This window comes from Streptomyces sp. NPDC043427 (genome assembly GCF_056436655.1).
Map to the genome: position 1 here is coordinate 82,899 of NZ_JBWKCC010000026.1, position 19,233 is coordinate 102,131.

Sequence of the window (19,233 nt, forward strand, 5' to 3'; positions counted from 1 at the left end):
CCTCACCCGTCGTGGCCGAGGACCTCGCCGACTCCCTCGCTCAGCAGCCTGATGTAGTCGCGGGCCCAGTCCTCGACCGTCGTGCGGTCCCACAGGTCGGCCGAGTACTCCACGAAGCCCTTGAGTTCGTCGCCGGCCGGGACGAGTCCGAAGGTGAGCTCCGTCCGGGCGGCGGCGGGGGCGAGGTCCTCGACTGCCGTGGTCAGGCCGGGCAGTTCGACATCGGTCTCCAGGGAACTCTGGTAGGCGAAGCCGACGTCGAGCCGGTCCGGCAGGTCGACACCCGTCCGCTCCCGCATCACCGGGGCGATCCGGCGCACCGGCAGGGCCCGGTCCATGCACTCCACCGCCGTACGGGCGACCTGGTCCGTCAGATCCGCGAACGAACCCGTCGACCCGTTGCGCACCGGCAGCGCGAACCCCGTGATCGTGCAGGCGAGGAGTGATTCGAACGCCCTGCGTTCACGGTTGGCGTGGGAGACGTTGAACACCACGTCCGGCTGCCCGGCCCGGCGCGCGAGCATCCGGGCCAGGCCCGCCGCCGTGACGACGAAGGGCGTCGTGCCCCGCTGCTTCGCCAGCCGCTCCACGGCGGCACGTGTCCGCGCCGGCACGGTGAACGTCACGACGCCGCCGCGACCGCTCGCGCTCTTCGGCCGGGGCCGGTCCAGCGGCAGGTCGACGGTGAAGGGCACACCGTCGAGTTCACGCAGCCAGAACTCCAGCTTCCGCTCGTCGGCGGCCGCGTCGGCGTGCTCACGCTGCCACCGCGCGTACGCCACGGGCTGGTACGGCGCCATCGACAGGGCGGTGGGTTCACCCGTGACGGCAGAGCCGTAGAGCGCGGAGAGTTCCTGCAGCAACAGGCTGACCGCCCATCCGTCGCACGCGGAATGGTGCAGGACGAAGAGCAGGACCCAGGTGCTCTCGCCCGTGCGCAGCAGGCGCAGGGCCATGGGGGTCCCCTGGGTCGGATCGATCGGTGTCTCGGCGGCCTCGGCAGCGGCCCGTTCCAGGGCAGCCTGCCGCTCCCGTGGCGGCCGTACGGTGAGGTCCTCGACGGGCAGCTCCACCGGGCGGGCCCGCAGCACCTCCTGCTCCCAATCCTCTCCGTTGCGCGCCAGGCGCGTGCGCAGGCCCTCGTGCCGCTCCACGAGCCGGGTCAGGGCGGTGCGCAGCGCCGCCACGTCCAGCGTGCCGGAGAAGGTGATACGCATGGCCACGTTGAAGACCTGCGGGAGGCGGTGGTCGGCGTGCACCGTGGCGAAGCGGGCCTGTTGCGCGGTGGCGGGTGCCCGGCGCTCCACGGTGCCGGGCCCGCCGTCGGACCCGGTCGGCTGCGGCTTCGCCGACTGCTCCCCGGCGTCGGCCAGTTGGGCCGTCATGGCCCGCAGCGTCGGCTCCCGGTAGAACCGCGCCATCGGGTACTCGCTGCCGAACTCCTCGCGGACCCGGTTCACCAGCCGCATCGCGGTGATCGAGTGACCGCCCAGTTCGAAGAACGAGGCGTCGGCCCCGATGCCGTCGGCGTCGACGCCGAACTCGGCCGCCCACAGCTCCCGGACCCGCCGCTCGACGTCCGTACCACCACCGGTTGCTCGCGGCTCCCGAACGGCTGCTTGCGGCTCGCGCCTCGGTGCCGCCGTGACGAGGTCGGGCGACGGCAGCGCCGAGCGGTCCAGTTTGCCGTTGCCCGTCACGGGCAGTGCGGACAGGACCCGCCAGGCGCGCGGCACGAGGTACTCCGGCAGCCGGACCGCCAGTTCCTCCGCCATGAGGTCGACGAACGCCTGCCGGTCGTCGGCGGATTCGCCGACCGGGTCGGCGGGGACGGCGTAGGCGGCCAGATACGCCTCGCCCCGATCGTTGCGACGGGCCAGAACGGCCGCCTCGCCCACGCCGTCAAGGTCGTTGAGCGCGCGGGACACCTCCTCGGGCTCGACCCGGAAGCCGCGGATCTTCACCTGGTCGTCGGCCCGGCCGTGGAACTCCAGCTTTCCGTCCACGGTCCACCGCACACGGTCCCCCGTGCGGTACGTACGGGCGTCCGGACCGCCTGCCCTGCCGTCCGGGTCCGGCAGGAAGCGCTCCTCGGTGAGCTCCTGGCGATGCAGATAACCGAGGGCCACCCCCGGGCCACCCACGTACAGCTCGCCCACCGTGCCGACGGGCACGGGGTTCCCCGACTCGTCGACCACGCTCAGCCGTACGTTGTCCACCGGGCGCCCCAGCGCGATCGGACGGGCCGAGTCCTCGGGCGTCACTGTTTCCACGGTGCACAGCACGGTGACCTCGGTCGGCCCGTACACATTCACCGTCTCGTAGGGGGCCTCGGGCCGGGGCCGGGTGCGCAGTACGTCCCCGCCCAGCAGCAGGTGACGTAGCGGTGGCTGGTCTGCTGGTGGCAGCCGCAGCACCTGCTCGCCCAGGGCCGTCGGCAGGATGGAGAAGGTGACGGACTGTTCGGCGTACCACCGGGCCAGGGCCGACGGGTCCCTGCGCAGGTCCTCGTCGGCGATCGTGATCGACGCGCCCGCGGTCAGGGCCGGCCAGATCTCCAGGATCGAGGCGTCGAAGCTCTGGCTGCACACCACGGCGCTGCGGTCGGCGGCGGTGCAGGTGAAGCGTCGGTGGTGCCACTGGCACAGGTCCACGACGGCGCGGTGCGCAAGGACGACACCCTTCGGGGTGCCGGTGCTGCCCGAGGTGTAGACGACACAGCACGCGGAGGAGCCGTCGCCGACAGCGGGCAGGGTGTTCCCCGGGCTCCGTGGTACGGCGTCGGGTGACACGGCGATCACTCCCCCGGGCAGCTTCAGAGCGGCCGCCCCCGCCCGCGTCGACACCACGATCCTGGCGCCGCACTCGGCGATCACCTGCTCGGCGCGTGCCTGGCCGAGGGACGGGTCGAGCGGCACGTAGGCGCACCCCGCTCTGAGGACCGCGAGCATGGCCACGACGAGGTCGGCGGAGCGTGGCAGCCACAGCGCCACGACCTCGCCCTCGCCAGGTGTCCGCCCCGGTGCGTGGTGTTCCCGGAGGACGGCGGCCAGCCGCTCGGCGCGTTCGTCCAGGTCACGGTAGGCCAGCCGGGTGTCACCGCTGATCACAGCTGTGCGCTCCGGTTGCTCGGCGGTCCGCCGGGCGACCAGTTCGTGGACGGTGGTCTCCGCGAGAGGGCGGAACGGTCCGCACGGCCACGACCGTGGAACGGGCTCTCCGTCGGCAGCCGCCGGAGCGAGCCGGGACAGCGGTGTCTCCGGTGCGTCGACGGCCGCCGCGAGCAGGTCCTGGAAGGTGGCGAAGAACCCCTCGACGGTGTCCTGGTCGAAGAGGTCGGTGTGGTACTCCAGGTGGCAGCGCACGCCCTGCGGCTGGTCGGTGAAGTAGACGGTGAGATCGGTCAGCGCCTTGTCCGGGCCGGCGTCCAGCGGTGTGGCCTCGACACCGGGCAGTTCGAACCGGAACGGTTCGGCGCGCTGGAACTCCGCGAGTACCTGGAACACCGGTGTCCGGTCGGTCGCCCTGGGCGGGGCGAGTTCGCGCACCACTGTCTCGAACGGCACACCGGCGTGGTCGTACGCGTCGAGGGCCACCGTGCGCACCCGGTCCAGCAGTGTGCTGAACGTGGGGTCGCCGGACAGGTCGAAGCGCAGAGCCAGGGTGTTCACGAAGAACCCGACCAGTTGCTCGGCCCGTTCCGGCCGGTCCGAGATCGGGGAGCCGATGACGATGTCCGTCTGTCCGGTGGCCCGGTGCAGCATCGTCGCGTACCCGGCGAGCAGGGTCATGAACAGGGTGCTCCGGCGGGTGCGGCTGAGTTCGCCCAGCCGCCGGGAGAGTTCCGGGTCGAGGGTCCTGAAGAGCGCCCGGCCGTGGGAGGTCATCGTCTCGGGGCGCGGCCGGTCGGTGGGCAGGTCCAGGACGGGCAGCTCCCCGCCGAGCGTTCGCAGCCAGTAGGCCAGGTCCTCGTCGGCCTCGGGGCTGTCCGCGGCGGCCGCACGCTCCCTGGCGTGGTCGGCGTAGCTCCAGGTGAGCGCGGGCAGGGCGGGGTCGGTGCCGTCGCGTTCGGCTCGGTAGAGGGCGGACAGGTCACGGGTCAGTACGGTGGCGGAGGCGGCGTCGACCACGATGTGGTGCAGCGAGAGGACGAGTACGTGCTCCTGGTCGGCGAGCCGGACCAGTCGGGTGACGAACAGCGGGCCGTCCGTCAGGTCGAAGCGGCGCGCGCTCTCCGCCGCGAGGACGTCCCGCAGCGCGGTACGTGGGGTGCCGGTGCCTGTGCCGTCCACGAGGTCGAAGTCGGGCTCGGCGGATGCCCGTACCACCTGTCGCGGCTCGCCCCCGCGCTCCCGGAAGACGGTGCGCAGCGCCTCGTGGCGGGCGACGAGGCCGCGCAGTGCCGCGCGCAGAGCAGGCACGTCGAGGGGGCCGTCGAGACGGATCGCCTTGATCTCGTTGTAGGCGGTACGCCCCGGGAGCAGGCGCTCCAGGAACCAGATCCGTTGCTGGCCCGGGGAGAGCGGCGCGTCATCGGCGGCGGGTACTGCGGCTGCCGGGGCGGGGGCGGCCGGCGGGGAGTCTGCCGTGGTCCCTTCCTGGTAGCGGCGCCGCAGCGCGTCGAGGCGTGGAAGGCTCGCGCGGAGTTCGTCCGGCGCGACGCCGAAGTCCACCAGCGCGACGATCTCGTCGGCGCCCGCCGAAGTCACGGCGTCCACCACCGGCCCCACGCTGTCCACCGTGCCGATCAGGGCGCGCTGGTCGCAGTAGCGGCCGTAGGCGCGGCCGAACAGCGCGTCCAGGTCGTCCTCGCTGAGGGCGGACAGGTCGACGTTGTGCCCGAGGCTGCTGGTGACACCGCTGAACAGCGACAGGGACGCGCGCATGTAGCGGGACAGCGGCTCGTACGCCTCGGTCTTCGCGGTGTCGCGGTCGTCCGCGAGATAGGTGTGCAGCAGGACGGCCACGCGCCCCGCGTCCGGGTCGAGGCCGTGCCGGGCCCGGGCGCGCCGGTAGCGGGTGATGTTCTCCTGGAGCTGCTCCACGCTCTGGGTCATCAGGTTGGTGACGACGCCCAGGTCGTGGCGGGCGGCGAGCTCGTACGAGGCGGGGTTGGCGACCACCGCGGTGTACAGGGGTGGGGCATCCTGCACGGGCCGTGGGAACAGCCGTACGTCCGCCTCGCCGTCACCGGTGGTGCGTCGCAGCGCGTCTCCGCGCCAGAACTTCCGCACCTGCTCCAGCTGTTCGTACATCATCTCCCTGTGCCGGCCGAAACGGTCGGGGAAGAAGACGAAGTCGTTGGCGTTCCAGCCGCCGGCCACGCCGATGCCGACGCGGCCGCCGGAGAGGTTGTCGACCATCGACCACTCCTCGGCCACCCGTATCGGGTCGTGGAGCGGCAGTACGACGGAGCCGGCGTTCAGCCGGATGCGGTCGGTCTCGCGGGACAGCGCGGCCGCGAGCACCGCCGGGTTGGGGAAGAGGCCGCCGAAGGAGTGGAAGTGCCGCTCCGGCATCCAGAGCGCGTGGAAACCGCTCCGGTCGGCGAACCGGGCGACGTCCATGAGGAGTTCGTACCGGCCGTGCCGCGGGGCGGAGGTGTCCTGCGGGTAGTCGCCGAAGAAGTAGACGCTGAAGTCGGTGGTGCGGCGGACGGCCGCGCTCTGGGGTGTCGTTGCCGCGCGGGACGCGTCGACGGCGGCGGTGTTCCAGGCCATGGAGGCCACCGGGGCCGGTTCGGGCGCCTGTGGAGCGGTCGTTCGCCCGGCCGCCGGTTTCGGCGCCGCGGTTCGCCCGCCCGGGAAGAACCCCGCCGACCGCAGCTCGCGCAGCGAGCCGCGCACCGCGTCCGCGACGAACTCGATGTCGGTGTCCGTGTGGGCGGTGGACAGGAAGAAGTTGCGCCACTCCCAGACGTGCAAGCCGCGCAGCATCAGGTGGTGGTAGAGAAGCTCCATGTCGGCGTGGTGCTCGAAGCGGAACTGGGAGCCGAAGTGGCTCATCCGCAGCGGGTACTCCTCGGCCTCGAAGAAGCCGTTGAGCGTCGCGGCCAGTTCGGCGGTACGCGCGTTCAGCCGCTGTTGCAGGCGCGGGCTGTGCTCCTTGAGGTGGGTCAGGACCGCACGCGCGGCGACCATCGACACGGGGTGCTGGATGTACGTACCGCCGAAGAACGTGGTGTCGGCGGGCGGGTAGCTGTCGTCGCCGTACGTCCAGTGGCCGCCGTCGACGCCGTCCATGATGTCGGCGCGGCCCGCGATGGCGCCGATGGGGAAGCCGCCACCGAGCAGCTTGCCGTAGGTGGCGAGGTCCGGTGTGACGCCGTACAGCTCCTGCGCGCCGCGCAGAGCCGGGCGGAAGCCTGTCAGCATCTCGTCGAAGAGCAGCACGATGCCGTGGCGGCGGGTCAGCTCCCGCAACTTCCGGACGAATTCTACGGGTTGGAGCGAGGGGTGTCGGCTCTGCACCGGTTCCACCACGACGGCGGCGATGCGGTCGGCATGCCGCTCGATCGTCTCCAGGGCGGCGTCGGTGCCGTAGTCGAGTACCAGCAGATCGGAGACGGCGGCGTTCGGGATGCCTCGGGAGACGGGCACAGTGGTCTGGTCGGCGCCGCTGCCCGAGGTACGGCCGAGGACGTTGTCGGCGTGGCCGTGGTACGCGCCCAGGAAGCTGACGATCCTGTCGCGGCCCGTGGCGGCGCGGGCGAGGCGGATGGCGGCGGAGTTCGCCTCCGTACCGGAGCCCGCGAAGGCCACCCGCTCCAGGCCGGTCAGTTCGGCCAGCAGTTCCGCCGCCTCACCGGTCTCGACGGCGCGGGGGCCGAGCTGGACGCCACGGGACAGGTGCTCGCGCACGGCGTCGGCGACGAAGGCCGGATCGTGGCCGAAGAGCAGGACGCCGAAGCCCATGGTGATGTCGACGTACTCATTGCCGTCGACATCCTCCAGCCGGGCCCCGCTCGCCCTGCGGCCCGCCAGGGGGTACAGCATCTCCTTGGTGCCGCTGCGGAAGCCGACGACGGCACGGCTGTCGGCCAGGACACGGCGGTAGCGCTGGGTGATGCGCTTCGAGGTGGGGGTCTTGGCGGTGTAGCGGCGTACGAGGTCGTCCAGATGCTCCTGCTGGGAGCGCGGGGAGGCGTCCCGTACCATGCCGGAGGCGCGCTGGACGGTCACCCGGGGCCCGTGCACGCCCTGGGGCTCGACGGGTTGTTCCGCGGCAGGCGCCTCGGTGCCGAGTTGCTCGGCGATGCGCCGTGAGAGTGCCTCCATGGCGGCCAGGTCCCGGCCCAGGGCCTCGGACACACCGCTCAGGCCAGTCACCGGGGCACCGTGCCGTTGAACTGGTGCGTGGCCGAAGCGGTCTGGAGCGCGAGCAGCTGGGAGAGCTGGGACATCATCTGGAGCTGTATCTGCGATATCTGGTGCAGCTTGTGGGCGAGGTCCTCCAGCTCCTCGCGGGTCGCGTAGTCGGGAGTGGCCGCGGTGGCGTTGACGGCGGGCGCGGGTTCCGGTTCCTGAACCGGTTCTGGCTCAGGCGCCGGCGCCTCGGTCCCCGGCATGCGGGCGACGATGAACTCCGCGAGCCGACGAGGCGTCCCCGTCTCCTCGAACAGCTGCCGCATGGTCACCTTGACCTGGTGTTCCTGCTCCAGCTCACGTAACACACTGATCATCTGCAGCGAGTCGGCGCCGAGGTCGAAGAAGGACATGTCGCCGCTGATCCTCGATGTGTCGTCGCCGAGGTGCCGGGCGGTCGACTCGGCGATGCTGTGGAGTACCCGTGCGACCGCTGCCTCTTGCTGTACCACTTCGGCTCCGTTTCTCGCTGGTGTTCCCTTGCGCAGAGCCGTCAGTTCCGGCCCTGTCCAATGGTCCTGGTGCTGGAATCGGTACCCAGGCAGCGGAATCCGCCTGCCGTCGCAGCCCTCGAGGAGTACGCGCCAGTCGATGTCCGCGCCCGAGCAGTGCACTTCTGCCACGGCACCCCAGAGTGCGCCGAGCCCGGTGCCGCGCCGCAGGGAGGGGCACGACCGCACGTCGGGCAGCGCTCGCCGGGCCAGACCGCTGAGCGTGGTGTGCGGTCCGATCTCGAGCAGTACGTCGGGCCGTTGACCGCCGATGCCGCGCAACGCCGCGTCGAAGCGGACAGGTTCGCGGGTGTGCCGGACGAGGTAGTCGGCGTCCGGGGTCCAGCCGGGCGGGCGGGTCACGCCGTCCAGCGCACTGACGAGCGGGGTCCGCACCGGTCGTAGGGCCACCTCTCCGAGAACCGTCCGGAACTTCTCCAGCATCGGTTCCATCAGCGCGGTGTGGAAGGCGCGTGTCACTGGCAGCCGTTCGCCAGGTATGCCCCGCTCGCGGAGCAGGGCGCACAGCCGGTCGACGGCCGGGACGGGCCCGGCGAGCACCTGGGCGCGCTCCCCGTTCGTCACGGCCGGCTCCAGACCGGGCACTTCGGCGGCCAGGGCGCGGGCTGTCTTCCGGTCGAGCGCCACCGCGGCCATCGCGCCGGGCGCACAACGCTGCTGCATCAGGCGGCCGCGGGCGGCGGTGAGGCGCAGGCCGTCCTGGAGCGACAGGGCTCCGGCCGCGTACAGCGCGGCATACTCTCCGACGCTGTGCCCGGTCACGGCGTCCGGGTCGACGCCGGCGTCGTGCCACAGCCGTACGAGGGCGCACTGGAGGGCGAACAAGGCGGGCTGCGCGGTGTCCGTGTTCCACAGCGGCTCGCCTTGCGGTCCCGTGCGCAGCCCGGCGAGCAGGGAGCCCCCCGTGAGGGCGCGATAGTCGTGTTCGCAGGTGTCGAGCACCTCGCGAACGGCGGGGAACCGCTCGTAGAGAGCGTCGGCCATCCCGGCGTACGGGCTGCCCTGCCCGGTGAACTGGAACGCCACGCGGGCAGCGCCTTCCCGAGGTGTCGCCCCGGTGGTCACCGCTCCCCCAACGGTGCCCGCGAGCCAGGTGTCGAGGGCGTCGGCGAGGGCGGTCGGGGTGGAGCCGCGGGCGGCGAGCCGGTGGCGGCCGTGGGTTCGGCCGAGGGCGGCGGTGGTGACGAGGTCCGCCATGGGGGTGCCTGGCCGCTGCCGTAATCGGTCGCGGAAGGCGCGGGCGTTGGCCGCGAGGGCGTCCTCGCTGCTTCCGGAGACCAGGAGGACGTCCGGGGGCGGAACCGTGCCGGACCGGGGGACGGGTTCGGGAGGCTGTTCGAGGACGAGGTGGACGTTGGTGCCCCCGACACCGAGGGAGGTGACGCCCGCCCGGCGGGCCGTGTCGCTCTCGGGCCAGGGTCGGGCGGTGCGGGGGATGTAGAAGGGGCTGTGGTCGAGGTCGAGGGCGGGGTTAGGCTCGGTGAAGTTGGCCATCGGCGGGATGACGCCGTGCTTCAGGACCAGCAGGGTCTTGATCAGTCCGGCGAGTCCGGAGGCCGCGTCGAGATGGCCTATGTTGGCCTTGGTCGAGCCGAGGGCGCAGTAACCGGTGCGGTCGGTGTCCGCGCGGTAGGCGGCGGTGGCGCCCTCGAACTCGATCGGGTCGCCCTTGAGCGTGCCGGTGCCGTGGGTCTCCAGGTACCCGATGGTGTCCGCGCCGACGCCCGCGCGTTCCAAGGCCTGGCGGATGGCCGCGCGTTGGCCCTGTGCGCTGGGCGCGGTGTACGCCTTCTTGCCGGACCCGTCGTTGCTGATGCCCCAGCCGCGGACGACCCCGTGGATGGTGTCGCCGTCGGCGACGGCTCTGGCCAGCCGCTTCAGTACGACGGCCAGTACGCCGGTGCCTCCCACGGTGCCGTCGGCGCCGGCGTCGAAGGCGCGCAGGCGGCCGGATCTGGAGAGGATCGAGCCCTTGACGTAACGGTAGCCGAGGACTTGGGGCACGTGGACGGCGGTGGCGCCGGCGAGGGCGATGTCGCAGTCACCCATGAGGAGTGACTGCGCGGCGAACTGCACGGCGGCGAGGGAGCTGGAGCAGCCGGTCTGGACGCTGACGGCGGGGCCGGTGAGGCCGAGTCGGTAGGCGACGCGGGTGGCGGTGAAGTCGCTGTGGTTGCCGAACGTGATCTGCATGCCCGTCATCCAGTCGTCGACGGGCTGGGCGGGCAGGACGTTGTTGAGGAGGTAGCTCTGCAGGGCGTACAGGTGGTAGCCCGTGCTCGCGTACACGCCCACGCGGTTGCCGTCCCGTTCGTCCGGGTAGCCGGCGTTCTCCAGGGCGTGTTGGGCGCATTCCAGGAACATGCGCTGCTGCGGGTCGGTGAGTCGGGCTTCGCGGGCGCTCATCGCGAAGTGCGGGGCGTCGAAGCCGCCGATGTCGTCCAGGACGGCGGAGGCACCGACGAAGTCCGGCGCCCGGTACTGCTCGGCGGGGACACCGGCCGCGGCGAGTTCCTCCTCCGTGAAGCGGGTGACGCAGTCCGTGGCGTCGTGGATGACGCGCCAGAACTCCTCGGGGGTGTCGGCGCCGGGCAGGCGGAAGGCCATCCCGATGACGGCCATGCGCGGGTCCGGATCGTTCCTGGTCATCGGCTGCGCCCTCCGTCACCGTCGGTCAGTCCCGGCCGGCCGCTGCCTCCCTCTCTCTGCTCCTGTGCAGATGTGAAAAAGACGTGAAGCCGATTCGATCGCACCCAAGCAGACCCGACTGCACATGATCAAGGCCGCACAGACGTCTCGACGATATCCGGCCCGCATTTGGCGATTAAGGATTGACGACGTCGCCGGCCCGGACGACAGCGGCCCCGCCGGTTCCCGGCCCTCGCGAAGACCCCTCCCGAAGACAATCGGGGCCTGAAGGGCAACAAGCCACGCTGTTCCGTGGCTCGGCCGGGGACTCAGGCCGAGAACTCGTCGTGATCTCGGTGGCGGGCGCAGGAGGCCACGACCACGAAGGGCCACAGGGACTGAACCGACGTCACGAGGCGTTCCGCGACACCAGCGGCGCCCTTCCCCTGAATTTCCACCAGGAACCATGCCGCGCCCACGCCCATCAGCCCGGTCGCCATGAGGGAGGGTGCGGGCCGCAGCCCCCACGGTGCGCCTCCGCTGCGGTCGGCGGCAAGGACCGGCCACACCGCCAGGAGGGTGAACCCGACCACAGCGACCGAACCGTGGCGCAGGGAACCCCCGCTGCTCGGCACGGGCAGCAGTGCCACCACCAACGCCGTCACTCCCCCGGCACCCAGCGCCACGCGTCCGGCGAGTGCGGCCGGGCGCAGCCCCCAAGCGGTCAGCAGATGACAGGCACCGAGAGCGGCCAGCGCTCCCGTCATCACCCAGAACCCCGGAGCGCCGTACGCCGCCAACACACTGATCGTCTGAGTGACAGGGTCGTAGGCCGATCCCGCGAGCGATCCCGCGATCATCCAGCCTCCGGCCAACAGGAGGGGCGCACACCCCGACGAGAGCAAGGCCCATCTAGGCACAAGTCGCATCGATCCACCGTAAAACACTTGAACTGCCCGCCTAGTGCACACACGCGGGTCACGCAGGCCAGGCCGGTCTGAACCGATGTCCCCCGGGTAGACGGACAAACAAGTGATCACATCCTGGAGGTCCAGGGAAAGGGGGACTCATGTCCAGCGTCATCCGTCGTATCAAGCAGTTCGCCAGCAGCCCTCAGGGGCGCCGCACCATCGACAAGGCACGGCAGGCCGCAGCGGATCCGCGCCGCCGCGCGCAGGCACAAAGCCTGTTCGACCGGCTGCGCAAGCGCAGGTAACCGCAGGGGCGGGCGTCCAGGACGCTCGCAGCGGTTCAGTCGGCGGTCGGCGCGGACGGGGCACCCGGCGGCATGTTGAGCGGTGTGACCACCTGAATCGCCGAGGGCCTGAGGGGCCGTCGTCGGGGAGTGCCTTGTGGGCGCGCATGATGATCTGGCAGGCGCGGCGCATGTCCTGGCGCAGGTCGTGGTGGAGGACCGCGGACAGGCGGCGCTCGCGCAGCAGCCGGGTGTTGTCGTGGTCGAGGTCGTGGGCGATGAACACCGCACACTCCCGCCCGAGCGCGTCGAAGGCGTCCAGGGTCGCGAGGTTGCCCCCCGCCGACGGAGTAGACGGCGACGATGTCCTCGTCGCGCTCGAGCGCCTCGAGTACGAGATCGCGCTGGGTGGCGTCCAGACCGTCGCTGTCCGTGACCTCTACGAGGGAGCGCTTCGGGTCCGCGAGCCGCATCGCGCTGCGGAAGCCCATCTCGCGTTCCTCCTCGCCGCGGAACGAGCCGCGGCTGAGGGTGGTGAGCACGTTGCCCGGCCGGTTGCCGAGCCACTGTCCGAGCAGGTAGGCGGCGGTGGCTCCGGCCGCGCGGTTGTCGATGCCGACGTAGGCCGGCCTCGCGCTGTGGGGCAGGTCGCCTCACCAGGGTGACGACGGGGATGCCGGCCGCGACCAGTCGCCCGACGGCGGCTCCGATCCCCGGCTCGTCGGGGGCCTTGAGGATCACGCCCTGAGAGCCACGCCCGGCGATCTTGTCCCGATGTCGATCATGAAGGTGCGGCCGCGATACGGACCTGGGTCTGCTGGCGGTCCAGGTCCTTGATGGCCGCGTGCACCTCTCTGATGGTGCTCTCCCGCACATTGCCCCGCTGATTGAGCACGCGGTCGACCGTGGCCGTGCTCAGTCCGGCCTGACGGGCGATCTCCCTGATCGTGCAGGGGTGTCGCATGGCTGATCCCCAAGGATGATGATGGGTTTTTGATGCGATGCCGAGCATTGAATGATGGGTTCGGGTTCTCAAGACTGGCAGAGACACACGGACTGCGAAAGGACCCGGGATGTCCCTCACCGGTGCGGGTGCACGGACTTGGCTGACCGAGGCGGACTGCGACCTCGAGGCGTTCCGCTCGCTCGTGGAGCAGCGCACCGACCCGGCCGGCCATCCTTCGGCGGAGCGGGTCGAGCAGAACGTTCCGCTCTACGACAGCGAGCGGCTTCGCTCCCTGGCGGCGACACCGCAGGGGCGGCGGTCCGTGCAGGAGGAACTGGTCCGCACGATGCTGGACGGGCCGGGCATCGTCGTGCTGAAGCGTGCCTTCACCGACGCCGGTGTGGTGGACGGCATGTCCGCCGCCTTTCGCGCGCTGATCGAGCAGGAGCGTGCCGGCGGTGCGGCCCGCGGCGACCACTTCGCCGAGCCAGGCGCCAACGACCGGGTCTGGAACGCGCTGGACAAGGTCGCCGTACGGGCGCCGGAGGTGTTCGCCGACTACTACGCCAACGACATCCTGGAGCTGGTCTGCGAGGCCTGGCTGGGTCCCGCCTACCAGGTCACCTCACAGGTCAACGTGGTCAACCCCGGTGGCGCCGCGCAGAACGTGCACCGCGACTACCACCTCGGCTTCCTCTCCGCACAGCGCGCCGCCGCCTATCCCGCCCACGTCCACAGCCTCTCCCCCGTGCTGACCCTGCAGGGCGCGGTGGCCCACTGCGACATGCCCGTGGAATCCGGTCCCACGCTGTATCTGCCGCACTCACAGAAGTACGAGCCCGGCTACCTCGCCTGGCGGCTGCCGGAGTTCATCGCGTACTTCGACGCCCACCATGTCCAGCTCCCCCTGGACCAGGGCGACGCCGTCTTCTTCAACCCCGCGCTCTTCCACGCCGCCGGACACAACCGCTCCGCCGGCATCAGGCGCATGGCGAACCTGCTGCAGATCTCCTCCGCCTTCGGCCGCGCCATGGAGAGCGTGGACCGCGAGGCGATGGCCAACGCCGTCTACCCGGTACTGCTGCGCCGCAAGTCCGAAGGCGCCTCGCAGGACTGGCTGCGCCGGGTGGTCGCGGCCACCGCCGAGGGCTACGCCTTCCCCACCAACCTCGACCTCGACCCCCCGGTCGAGGGGCTCGCCCCGCCCTCCCAGGCGGACACCGTGTGGCAGGCCGTCGACGAGGGCTGGACCCCCGAACGACTGCGCCGCGAGTTGCAGGAGGCCGCCACACGGCGCCGAAGCTGAACGGGAGACCGTCGTTCGCGGCTCACCCGTGGAGGGAGGGCCGGTCGATCAGCTCGATGTCGACGCGTCGCCCCTCCCGCTGGGACAGCACGCCCGCCTCGCACACGGCCGCGGCCGCGTAGCCGTCCCAGGTGCTCGGGCCGGTGGTCTCGCCGCGGCGCGTGGCGTCCACCCAGCTCTGGACCTCGCGGTCGTAGGCGTCCTCGAAGCGTTCGACGTAGTCCGGTGTGATGCGTCCGCCCCAGCGGCCGTCGGTGCTCAGCCGCGGCCCGTGCTCGTCACCGATGCGTACGGTGCCCCGCTCGCAGACCGCTTCGGCATGCACCTGGTAGCCGTAGCCGCAGTGACCGAAGATCTCGACGTCGACGAGCGCGCCCGACTCGGTCTCGAAGAGGACGAACTGAGGGTCGCTCATACCGGCAGGGGCATACGACGACGGTGTCGGCTTGTGCACGGCGACCGCTGTGATCTCCTGGTCGAGGAGCCAGCGGGTCGCGTCCACCTCGTGCGCCACCGAGTCGCTGATCAGCATCTCCTCGGTGAACCACGGCGGCATGGCGAGGTTGCGGTGCCGGTGGTGCACCATCAGTGCCCTGCCCAGCTCCCCGTCGTCGAGGAGCCGCTTCAGCTTCATGTACTCGGGGTCGTAGCGCCGCATGAAGCCCACCTGGATCCGCCGGTGCCCGAGCCGCTGTTCCGCCTCCAGCACGCGCAGGGCGGAAGCCGAGTCGGGGGTGAGCGGCTTCTCGCACAGCACCGGCAGGTCCCGGCCGAGAGCTTCGAGGAGGGCCGCCTCGTGGGCGGGCCCCGGGGAGGCGATGAGGACGGCGTCCACGTCGTGCGCCGCCATGGCCGCCGCGGGGTCGGTGTACGCCGTACAGCCGTCGATGGCGTCCGCGAGTGTCTTGGCGCGCTCCGCCTCGATGTCGACGACGGCGGTCACCCGTGCCCCGCTGATGACGTCACGGAGTCTGCGCACATGGTCCGCGCCCATCTTGCCGGTTCCGACGACGGCGACGCCCAGTGCTCGCTGAGGTGGCATGTTCGTGATGTCTCCGGTGCTGGTGACGGCCGGTTGGCCTGACGTGCGCCGGCCTGAGGTCCATTGTGCCGTCGCTGCGCGGCCGGACCACCACTCGGTCGGGTGAACGTGCCGGGGACGGAGAACCTCCTGCCCGTACCTGCGCGTGATGGGCGTACAGGCGCGGCCGGGACGTCTCAGACCCTCGCGTGGCGGTGCGCCACGGCTTGGATCCCGTCCCGGTCCGCCGATGCGCCGAACCATCCACGAGGAGCGAGATTTGCCGCGACAGACACCTGAGTCGCTGTTCCTGGGCAGGGAAGAGGAACTGCGGAGCATGAGGGACCGGCTGGACGCGGCGGCCCGCGGCGTGCCCCAGGTGGTCGTCGTCGACGGGCCTGCCGGGATCGGCAAGACCTCACTCGCCCGGTGCTTCCTCTCCGGCGTCGCCGCCGGCTGCCGCGTCGTGAAGGCCAGCGGCGAGGAACTCGAGACGGAGCTCGCGTACGGACTCGTCGGGCAACTGATCCCGCAGCTGCCCGACGGTGCCGAGGCACTGCGGGAGCCCGCCCGCAGCGGGTCCGACGGTGGCGTCCCGCAGGACCCGATCGCCGTCGGTGCCCTGTTGCTCGACGTTCTGGGTCAACTGCAGGACCGGGACCCGGTGGTGTTGCTGATCGACGATGTCCACTGGGCGGACACACCCTCGCTGCACGCGCTCACCTTCGTACTGCGGCGCCTGCGCAAGGACCGGGTCCTGGCACTGCTGTTGACACGGGACGTGCATGATCCGCGACTGCCGCAGGGGCTGCACCGCCTCATGCACGACGACACCACACTCGGACTGACCCTGGAGGGCCTCGGCCTCTCGGAGATCGTCGCGCTCAGTGCGGCCGTGGGTTCGACGGCCCTCCCCCGGGGGGCCGTTGCCCGCCTGCGGGAGCACACCCACGGAAACCCGTTGCACACCAAAGCGCTCCTGCGGCAGTTTCCCGCCGACGTCCTCGGCGGCGACGCCGTCCTGCCCGCCCCGCGTCGATACGAGCGGCTCGTCACGGCGCGGCTGGCGCGGTGCGGTGCCCCGGCACGTCGCCTGGTCGAAGCCGCCAGCGTCCTCGGCATGTCCACTCCCCTGCACCAGGTCGCACAGGTGGGCGCCGTGCCGGACGCACTGGAGGCGCTGGCGGAGGCGATGAGGCACGAACTCCTGGAAGAGGCCCCCGCCGGCGCCATGCCCAGGGTCGCCTTCCCCCATCCGCTGTCGCGGGCGGCCGTGTACCGGGGACTGGACCCGGCCGAACGCTCCCGCCTGCACCAGGTGGCGGCAGCGCGCGCGGACGACGAGTACGCCGCGCTCCAGCATCGGGTGCGCGCCGCCGTCGCGCCCGACGACGCTCTCGCGGACGACCTCATGCGCTTCGCCGCACGGCAGGCGGAGAAGGGTGCCTGGGCGCAGGCCGCGTCGGCTGCGACGGCCGCGGTCCGGCTGTCCACGCGGAGCGGCCCGCGCGAGCGGTGGCTGACGCGGGCGGTCGAGTACCGTCTGCTCGCCGGCGACGTCAGTCAGGCCGCCGAACACGAGCGGACGATCCAGGACCGGGCACCCGACGCGGAACAGCAGTACGTCCTGGGTCACCTCGCCCTCACCACGGGCCGGCTGGAGGAGGCACGCCGAAGGCTCGCCGCCTGCTGGGAGAGCTGCGACGCGACCACGGGCGCCGAAACCCTGCGGAAGGCCGCCGAGCAGATGGCGTGGTTGTGCCTCATCCAGGGCGACGCACCGAGCATCGTCAGGTGGGCGCGCCGGGGTCTCGACCTCCCGCCGGGGCGGCGATCGTCCTTCCTGCGCGACTCCCTCGCCATCGGGCTGGCGATCGCCGGTGAGTACGACGAAGGCATCCGGTCCCTCGCCGACGTCCCGCTGTCCGGGCCTCGCGACAGTCCGGAGCACCTGGACGGCCTGCTCGCGCGGGGCATGCTCCAACTGTGGAACGGGCAGCTGGACGAGGCCCGCCGCAACCTGCGGGAGACGTTCGCGGCCCACCGGCGCGGCGGACTGCCGTACGCGGCTCTCGTGGCGCTCGGTTTCCTCACCGACGCCGAATACCGCGCCGGGCTGTGGGACGAGGCCGTCGCACACGGCACCCAGGCGGTGTCGCTGGCCGAGGACACCGACCAGATCTCCATCCTGGCGGTCATCCACGCCTTCACCGCGCTGCCCCTGGCCGGCAGGGGTGACTTCGACGCCGCCGAGACACACGCCAGGACGGCCTTGAGGGCGCCCAAGTGCTCGGCGACGTCAACGACGCCGCCTTCGCGGCGACGGCCCTCGCCCTCGTGCACGCGGCCCGCGGCGACGACGAGCGCGCGGTCGCCGAACTGACTCCGTTCCTGAGTGGGGAGATCGTCCACCGCAGTGGTCTGGACGAGGTCGGGATCGTCGCCTGGCGTCCCGTGCTCGCCGAATCCCTGACACACCTCGGCCGCAAGGACGAAGCCCTCGACGTGCTCATCCCGTACGAGAAGGGTGCGGCCGAGCGACGCCGATGGCTTGACCAGGCGTCAGCCGCGCGGTGTCGGGGCCTGCTCGAAGAGGCGTACGGCAACCGGGAGGCGGCGGACCAGGCGTTCCGGACCGGGTTGCACCACTGTGAGCAGGGCGAACAGTGCTGGGAGGAAGCACTGCTCCGCCTCTCCTACGGCTCCTTCCTGCGCCGCGCCGGCCAACGCGGGAAGGCGGTGGCCGAACTGCAGGCCGCGCACGGGACGTTCCTCCGTCTGCAGGCCACGCCGTATCTCAAGCGGTGCACCCGAGAGCTGGCGGGCTGCGGCCGCACGGCGAAGCGCCCCAGCGGTGCCCATGCCGGACTCACCGCGCAGGAGCTCACCGTCGCCCGACTCGCCATGCGGGGCATGTCGAACCGCGAGATGGCGCGGGAGCTGTTCCTCAGTGTCAAGACGATCGAGTACCACCTCCACAACGCCTACGCGAAACTCGGCATCACCTCGCGGACGGGCCTCTTCGGCAAGCTGGGCGGGGAGGCCTGACGCCGGGGCGGGGCGCACGACCCAGGGTCGAACCCCGGGGTTTCCACCGGGGTGCGGGTGGGTGTCCTTCCGTAGCGTGCGAAGCGGATGGAACCCACGTGAATCCGATCTGTGAGGGGGGATCATGCGACGTGCTGTGCGCGTCTCGGCGTCTCGGTTCATCGGCGCCTTGGTGCTGGGCTTGACCCTTGTGACCGGGACCGGTTGCCAGCCGGAGCCTCCGGAACCACCCGACGTGGACGACCCGGTGATCTCCGGCTCCCACGGGACCGACCCGGAATGGTCCGTGCCCGACAGTGTGGTGGGCGCCTGGTGCGGCGGGGCCAATGACCAACCGGACGGCCACTGGACGTACGTCTTCACCGCCCAGGGCGAGGTCTCCGCGGAGAACGACAGGACCGGCTTCTCCGGACACGTCGTCACCCGGGCCGACGTCATGACCTTCTACGTCGAGGGCAGCGATGCCTGGCAGTCCACGTGGGCGGTGGGCTACGAGGAAGCGCTCGACGTCAACCTCCTCTACCTCGACGACTACAGCTACTACCCCGGGGCCTGCGGCTCCGCCTAGGCCCTGTCCGGTGGATCTTGGCCGGGTCCACGTCCCTGGCGCGGGTACCGGACTTCCACGAACGCGGGACCGCCACCGTGCCGGGGGCGGTCCCGCGCGCGGCAAGCGGCCTTGTCGTTTCACGACCAGAACGCGTCGTACGCCTTCTGGTCGGACCACAGCCCCCAGGCTTCGGTAATCCGACCATCCTGGATGTGGAAGATGATCGTCTCGTTCATGTCGAGCTCTTTGCCCTCGCGTGAGGCCGTGACGTGGAGCAGGGCGACCGTGTGCTTGTCGTTGGCAAGCACATCGTGGAGACGGGGGCGATAGGTGCCCCCTGTCAGCTCGAATTCCCGTCGGAACATGGCGAATGCGGCTTCGCGGCCCTGGTAGTCGCCAGCCAGCGGGCCGTGGCCGCCGAGATGCCACACCACATCCGGGTGGAACACCTCCGCCAGCGCCTCCATGTCGCCAGCCGAAAACGCCTCCATGGCCCGCTGAAACACCCCGATGTTCGGGTGATCGGGCATCGCAGCCTCCTTTGATCCCTACGAACGTAGGCCGGATCCGGCCGGAGCGACTCAGGCACACCGGCTTCGCCAGCCCCGCCACCTGATCGGACGCCCGCCCCAGGAGTTGTCCGGTGGGTCATGTGACTACTTC

The 19,233-nt window shown here is 71.3% G+C and carries 10 protein-coding genes and 1 pseudogene; 5 read left to right on the forward strand and 6 right to left on the reverse strand.

Features of this window, described 5'->3' with window-relative positions; translation table 11 throughout:
• Positions 1 to 2 precede the first annotated feature (2 nt).
• The 3 genes from AC067M_RS32735 to AC067M_RS32745 all read right to left on the reverse strand — a co-directional run bounded on the left by AC067M_RS32735 (position 3) and on the right by AC067M_RS32745 (position 11,433).
• Complete coding sequence (locus tag AC067M_RS32735; protein ID WP_478700666.1) at positions 3 to 7,328, reverse strand: MupA/Atu3671 family FMN-dependent luciferase-like monooxygenase; 7,326 nt, start codon at positions 7,326 to 7,328, stop codon at positions 3 to 5.
• The gene (locus AC067M_RS32740; RefSeq protein WP_478700667.1) at positions 7,325 to 10,525 is read right to left on the reverse strand and encodes a type I polyketide synthase; all 3,201 of its coding nucleotides are present in this window, start codon (positions 10,523 to 10,525) and stop codon (positions 7,325 to 7,327) included. Before AC067M_RS32740 ends, AC067M_RS32735 begins: the two co-directional genes overlap by 4 nt.
• A 308-nt stretch (positions 10,526 to 10,833) precedes the next feature.
• On the reverse strand, positions 10,834 to 11,433 hold the full coding sequence (locus AC067M_RS32745; RefSeq protein ID WP_478700668.1) for a DUF998 domain-containing protein: 600 nt from the start codon (positions 11,431 to 11,433) through the stop codon (positions 10,834 to 10,836).
• A 140-nt stretch (positions 11,434 to 11,573) separates the two neighbouring features.
• Between AC067M_RS32745 and AC067M_RS32750 the strand changes: the two genes are divergently transcribed.
• Positions 11,574 to 11,720 (forward strand): hypothetical protein, encoded by a 147-nt coding sequence (locus AC067M_RS32750; RefSeq protein WP_478700669.1) that lies wholly within the window; start codon positions 11,574 to 11,576, stop codon positions 11,718 to 11,720.
• A gap of 35 nt (positions 11,721 to 11,755) precedes the next feature.
• Here AC067M_RS32750 and AC067M_RS32755 read toward each other — a convergent pair.
• Positions 11,756 to 12,663: pseudogene (locus AC067M_RS32755) on the reverse strand (substrate-binding domain-containing protein).
• A gap of 109 nt (positions 12,664 to 12,772) precedes the next feature.
• On the opposite strand from AC067M_RS32755, the gene AC067M_RS32760 reads away from it, so the two are divergent.
• A complete protein-coding gene (locus AC067M_RS32760; RefSeq protein ID WP_478700670.1) occupies positions 12,773 to 13,951 on the forward strand; it encodes a phytanoyl-CoA dioxygenase family protein in 1,179 nt (392 codons plus the stop codon).
• Between the two features lie 22 nt (positions 13,952 to 13,973).
• Here AC067M_RS32760 and AC067M_RS32765 read toward each other — a convergent pair whose 3' ends face one another.
• The gene (locus tag AC067M_RS32765) at positions 13,974 to 14,993 is read right to left on the reverse strand and encodes a Gfo/Idh/MocA family protein (RefSeq protein WP_478700671.1); all 1,020 of its coding nucleotides are present in this window, start codon (positions 14,991 to 14,993) and stop codon (positions 13,974 to 13,976) included.
• A gap of 316 nt (positions 14,994 to 15,309) precedes the next feature.
• Between AC067M_RS32765 and AC067M_RS32770 the strand changes: the two genes are divergently transcribed.
• The 3 genes from AC067M_RS32770 (at position 15,310) to AC067M_RS32780 (ending at position 18,588) form a co-directional block, all read left to right on the forward strand.
• On the forward strand, positions 15,310 to 17,355 hold the full coding sequence (locus AC067M_RS32770; RefSeq protein ID WP_478700672.1) for an AAA family ATPase: 2,046 nt from the start codon (positions 15,310 to 15,312) through the stop codon (positions 17,353 to 17,355).
• Positions 17,259 to 18,020: a helix-turn-helix transcriptional regulator gene (locus AC067M_RS32775; protein WP_478700673.1), complete on the forward strand. Its 762-nt coding sequence runs from the start codon at positions 17,259 to 17,261 to the stop codon at positions 18,018 to 18,020. Before AC067M_RS32770 ends, AC067M_RS32775 begins: the two co-directional genes overlap by 97 nt.
• A 235-nt stretch (positions 18,021 to 18,255) precedes the next feature.
• Entirely contained in the window at positions 18,256 to 18,588 is a 333-nt protein-coding gene (locus AC067M_RS32780; protein ID WP_478700674.1) for a hypothetical protein, read from the forward strand.
• Positions 18,589 to 18,707: 119 nt separating this feature from the next.
• Here AC067M_RS32780 and AC067M_RS32785 read toward each other — a convergent pair whose 3' ends face one another.
• On the reverse strand, positions 18,708 to 19,100 hold the full coding sequence (locus AC067M_RS32785) for a nuclear transport factor 2 family protein (protein WP_392360750.1): 393 nt from the start codon (positions 19,098 to 19,100) through the stop codon (positions 18,708 to 18,710).
• Between the last annotated feature and the right edge of the window lie 133 nt (positions 19,101 to 19,233).